Source organism: Methylopila sp. Yamaguchi (genome assembly GCF_002897035.1).
Classification (GTDB): Bacteria; Pseudomonadota; Alphaproteobacteria; order Rhizobiales; family Methylopilaceae; genus Methylopila.
On record NZ_BAUX01000033.1, the window covers coordinates 1 to 4,470 of the forward strand.

The following is a 4,470-nucleotide window of genomic DNA, read 5'->3' on the forward strand; positions in this document are numbered from 1 at the left end:
GTCGGCGCCGCGAACATATCGCCTTCATGGACCTCGACGGCGTCGCCGACCAGACGGCCGAAGCCTGCCTGCCCGGCGCGGGCGAACCGCACCCAGAGAGCGGTCGCGACGGCGGTGGCCTCAACCATTGGCCACCTTAAGCGGCTGCTCCTCGACCACCTCTTCCGGGAAGGTGGGATAGACGCCGAGCGAACGGCCCATCTGCTTGGTGAGGCCGAGCACGAGGTCGATCATGGGCGTCGCGACGTTCGCGAGACGGCCCATCTCCTGCACGGACGAGAGCAGGGCGTCGAGCTCGATCGCCTTCCCGGCCTCCACGTCCTGCAGCATCGACGTGCGATGGGCGCCGACCTTCGCGGCGCCGTTGATCCGGCGCTCGACGTCCACCTTGAAGGTGGCGCCGAAGGTCTCGCCGATCTGCTGGGCCTCGAGCATCATGCTCTTGGCCAAGGCGCGGGTGGCGGGATCTGTCGCCACCACGTCCAGCGTGGCGCGGGTGATCGCCGAAATCGGGTTGAAGCAAAGGTTGCCCCAGAGCTTCAGCCAGATGTCGTCGCGGATGTCGTCGTAGACACGCGCCTTGAGCCCGCTCGCGTTGATCGCGTCCGCGAGCCGGGCCAGGCGCTCGGTCTTCCGCCGGTTGGGCTCGCCGAGCCCGAAGGCGTCGCCGTAGATGTGCTTGATCACGCCGGGTTCGGTGATCTCGGTCGCCGGGTAGACGGTGCCGCCGATGACGCGCTCGGGGCGGATCGCGTTCCATTGCCGGTCGCCCGGATCGACGCTCTGCAGGCGCAGGTCGGCGTACTTCCCTTCCAGACCGTGGAAGTACCACCACGGCACGCCGTTCTGCATGGTGACGACCGCGGTGTGGTCGCCCATCAGCGGCGCCATGTCTTCCGCGGACTCCCAGGCCTGGTGTGCCTTGAGCCCGTTGATGACGTAGTCCTGCGGCCCGAGCTCCGCGGCGTTCTTCGTCGCTGGCATCTCCGCGACGAGCTCCTGCCCGTCGATCAGCAGCTTCAGCCCCCGTTCCTTTATCGCCGCGAGATGCGGTCCGCGCGCGACGAGGGAGACGTCCACGCCCGAGCGCTTCAGCATCACCGCCATGTAGCCGCCGATGGCGCCGGCCCCATAGATGCAGATCTTCATCGCGTCAGTCTCCCGTGTGGTCGTGGCGCCGCGCGAGGCTCGGCCAGATGTCGTGATGTCGCGGCGACGCCCGGCCGCGCGGGCGGCCGTTCCGCGCCGTCCGTCGTCGAGGCGTCAGTGCGTCTTCGCGAGCGCGTCGGCCATGGTGCGCCCGACGAGACCGGCGCTGGGCGCGATGCGCACGCCCGCCTGCTCGAGCGCCGCGATCTTGGCGGAGGCCGCGGCCGCTCCGCCGATCGCCAGCGCGCCGGCGTGGCCCATGCGGCGCTCGGCCGGGGCGTGGGCGCCGACGATCAGCGCGACGACCGGCTTCGAAGGCTTCGCCTCGCGGATGAACTCGGCGGCCTCCTGTTCTTCGAAACCGCCGATCTCGCCGATGAGGATCACCCCTTCGGTCTCGGGATCGGCGAAGAACAGCTCGAGGCAGTCCCGCATGGAAAGGCCGTGGATCGGATCGCCGCCCACGCCGACGGTCGTGGACTGACCCAGACCCGCGGCGCTGACCTGCGCCACCACCTCTGAGGTGAGCGAGGCGGAACGCGACACGATGCCGACGCCGCCCGGGCGCTCGGACCCCGTCGCCATCACGCCGAGCTTGGCGATCCCGGGCGCGAGCACGCCTTGGCTGTTCGCCCCGACCAGGCGGGTGCGAGAGCCGGCGAGCGCCTCGCGCACGCGGATCATGTCCAGCAGGGGCACGCGTTCGGTGACGGTCACCACCAACGGAATCTCGGCCTCGATCGCCTCGATCATGGCGGCCGCAGCGGAGGCCGGCGGCACGAAGATGATGCTGGCGTTCGCGCCCGTCTCGTCGCGCGCGGCCGCCACCGTGTCGAACACCGGAAGGTTGAGGTGCGAGCGGCCGCCCTTGCCCGGGCGAACGCCGCCGACGACCTTGGTGCCGTACTCCATCATCTGCGTGACGTGGTGCGTGCCGGCCCAGCCCGTGATGCCCTGGCAGATGACGCGCGTGTTCTTGTCGAGCAGGATCGCCATGCTCAAGCCCTCCCGCTGGCCGCGACGGTCACCGCGCGCTGGGCGGCCGACGCCATGTCCGGCTCCTCGATCACCGCGCAGCCGAAGTTCTTGAAGCGCGTGCGGGCGAACTCCGCGTTCAGCCCGGCGAGGCGGACGACGACGGGCAACGACCGGCCCGAGCGCCGGAGCGCGACCCCGAGGCCCTCGGCGATGGTGTCGCAGGACTGCATGCCGCCGCCGTGCACGTTTACGAGCAGCGTCTTGATCGCGGGATTGTCGAGGAGCAGCGCGAAGCCGTGGGCGATGTCTAGGCTCGTCGCCGTGGTGCGGATGTCCATGAAGTTCGCCGGGCGACCGCCCGCCGCCTTCACCATGTCCAACGTCGCGAGGCCGAGCCCCGCCCCGTTGGAGACGAGGCCGATGTCGCCGTCGAGCTGCACGAAGTTGAGCTGGTCGCGCTGCGACGTCAGCTTCACCCGCTCGTCGTCGTCCTCGTCGCGCAGGGACGCGAGGTCGCGGTGGCGGAACAGCGCGTTGTCGTCGAGCGTCATCTTGACGTCGAGCGCGAACAGGTCGCCGTCGGCGGTGACAGCGAGCGGGTTGATCTCGATCAGGCTGGCGTCGAGCTCGATGAAGGCGCGGCGCAGGCCGGCGACGAGGGTCGCGGCCTTCGCCCGCGCGCCGCCCTCAAGGCCGATCGCGGCGAGAAACGCGTCGAGCTCGGCCGGATCGGGCTCCGCGCCGACCGACAGCGTGAGCCGCTCGCGGACGAGGCGGCCTTCCCGCTCCCGCCGCTCGATCTCCTCGCCGCCTTGCGCCGCGCCGAGCAGCGCGAAGCCGCCGAGGGCGGGCTCCACCACGAGCGCCAGATAGATCTGCTTCACGGCGGGCGTCGCGGCTTCGACGTAGACGCGGCGGACCGTCAGGCCGCCCTCGCCCGTCTGCGCGGTGATGAGCTTCTTGCCGAGCAGCGCCTCGGCGGCGGACCGGACCATGGCGGGCCCGTGCGCCATGCGCACGCCCCCTGCGGCGCCGCGTTCGCCGGCGTGAATCTGCGCCTTCACGGCGAGCGGGGCGACGCCCAGGTCCCGGGCGATGCTCTCCGCTTCGGCGGCGGTGATGGCGACCGCCCCTTTGGGGCAGGGCAAGCCGTAGTCGGCCAAGAGGCTCTTCGCCTGAAACTCATGAAGTCTCATTGGCCCCTCACCGTTCCCAAGCGTTCCCACGCGGCCCGCATGCGCGGCACGGTTATTGGTATAACTAATGCCAGAGACTGCCTATTGACAGAAAGGCTGAAGACCGCGGCTTCCGGGGCCCTCAGTCGAAGATGTCGCCGTGCTCCTCGACGTAGGTCGACAGGCCGAGCGTATGGTCGCGGGAGAACCGCTCGGCGGCGTCGGCGTCCCGCCTCTCCAGCGCCTCGATGATGTTGAGGTGTTCGACGATCGAGCGGCTCGCTCGGTCGTCGCGCCCGATCGTGATCTGCCGGATGCCGCGCACGTGCACCAGCAGGTTCGCCGTCATGTCCGCCAGCACTTTGGAGCCGCTGAGGCGGATGAGGGTCTGGTGAAACAGGATGTTCGCCTGCGAGTACTCGCTGACGAAGTCGGACGGCTTATGCGCTTCGCCGAAGTCCTTGAACAGCGTCCGGAGAGTCGCAATCTCTTCGTCGGACGCGTTCTCGGTGACCAGCCGCGCCGCCATGCTCTCGAGGGCGGCCCAGGCCTGGACCATCTCGACGACCTCGCGCCGGGTCTTCTTGAGCACCATGATGCCCCGCCGGGGCATCGACTTCACGAAGCCCTCCTGCTCGAGCATCGCTATCGCCTCGCGGACCGGCGTGCGGCTGACGCCGAGGCGCTCCGACAGCTGCCGCTCGTCGATCCACGTCGGCTCCGGCGTGGAGTAGATGTCCATGTTGACGATCGCCTGCTTCAGCGCGGCGTAGACCTTGGTCTTGAACGTCTGCTCGGGCGCAAAGCGCTCAAGCACCAGTTCGGAGGCGGCTTCGTCCCCGACAGGCCAACGCAGCGGGACTTTCACGGCGCGGCTCTCCCTGACGCTCTTCATCGACGGACTCGCCGGATACCAGATGCCAGATGCCTCACGAAGGCCTCCTTTGGACCAGATGACGCAGCGCGTAGGCGGGCGCGCGCAAGACGTTCTTGAGTTTCTTCGTCGTCGCGCCTCGCGAGCGCTTCGATCGGCCGCAGCCCCGGAGGCTTGAGTCCCGCCGAAATGGAAAGAGGCGGCCCGTCGGACCGCCTCTTTGGTTGCGCTGCGACGCGCGTGTCGGACTAGAACGCTGCGCCGGCCACGCGGGCGGGCCTTGCCTCGCCTTCG

At 69.6% G+C, this 4,470-nt stretch carries 5 protein-coding genes; all 5 read right to left on the reverse strand.

Annotated features, from left to right (window positions below; translation table 11 throughout):
• On the reverse strand, window positions 1–128 hold a 128-nt coding region (locus METY_RS21655; RefSeq protein WP_146035777.1), incomplete at its 3' end, for a DUF2437 domain-containing protein.
• The gene (locus METY_RS20680; protein ID WP_103123275.1) at window positions 121–1,149 is read right to left on the reverse strand and encodes a 2-dehydropantoate 2-reductase; all 1,029 of its coding nucleotides are present in this window, start codon (window positions 1,147–1,149) and stop codon (window positions 121–123) included. The genes METY_RS20680 and METY_RS21655, both read right to left, overlap by 8 nt.
• Window positions 1,150–1,263: 114 nt before the next feature.
• Window positions 1,264–2,145, reverse strand: coding sequence for a succinate--CoA ligase subunit alpha (gene sucD, locus METY_RS20685; protein WP_103123276.1), 882 nt, complete (start codon window positions 2,143–2,145; stop codon window positions 1,264–1,266).
• A 2-nt stretch (window positions 2,146–2,147) separates the two neighbouring features.
• A complete protein-coding gene (gene sucC, locus METY_RS20690) occupies window positions 2,148–3,323 on the reverse strand; it encodes an ADP-forming succinate--CoA ligase subunit beta (protein ID WP_103123277.1) in 1,176 nt (391 codons plus the stop codon).
• A 121-nt stretch (window positions 3,324–3,444) separates the two neighbouring features.
• The gene (locus METY_RS20695) at window positions 3,445–4,197 is read right to left on the reverse strand and encodes a GntR family transcriptional regulator (RefSeq protein WP_244593772.1); all 753 of its coding nucleotides are present in this window, start codon (window positions 4,195–4,197) and stop codon (window positions 3,445–3,447) included.
• Window positions 4,198–4,470 lie beyond the last annotated feature (273 nt).

Excerpts from the sequence above, each read along its gene's own strand:
- METY_RS20695 (WP_244593772.1), bottom strand. The coding sequence starts at position 4,197 with ATGAAGAGCGTCAGGGAGAGCCGCGCCGTGAAAGTCCCGCTGCGTTGG.
- sucD (WP_103123276.1), bottom strand. The coding sequence starts at position 2,145 with ATGGCGATCCTGCTCGACAAGAACACGCGCGTCATCTGCCAGGGCATC.
- sucC (WP_103123277.1), bottom strand. The coding sequence starts at position 3,323 with ATGAGACTTCATGAGTTTCAGGCGAAGAGCCTCTTGGCCGACTACGGC.
- METY_RS20680 (WP_103123275.1), bottom strand. The coding sequence starts at position 1,149 with ATGAAGATCTGCATCTATGGGGCCGGCGCCATCGGCGGCTACATGGCG.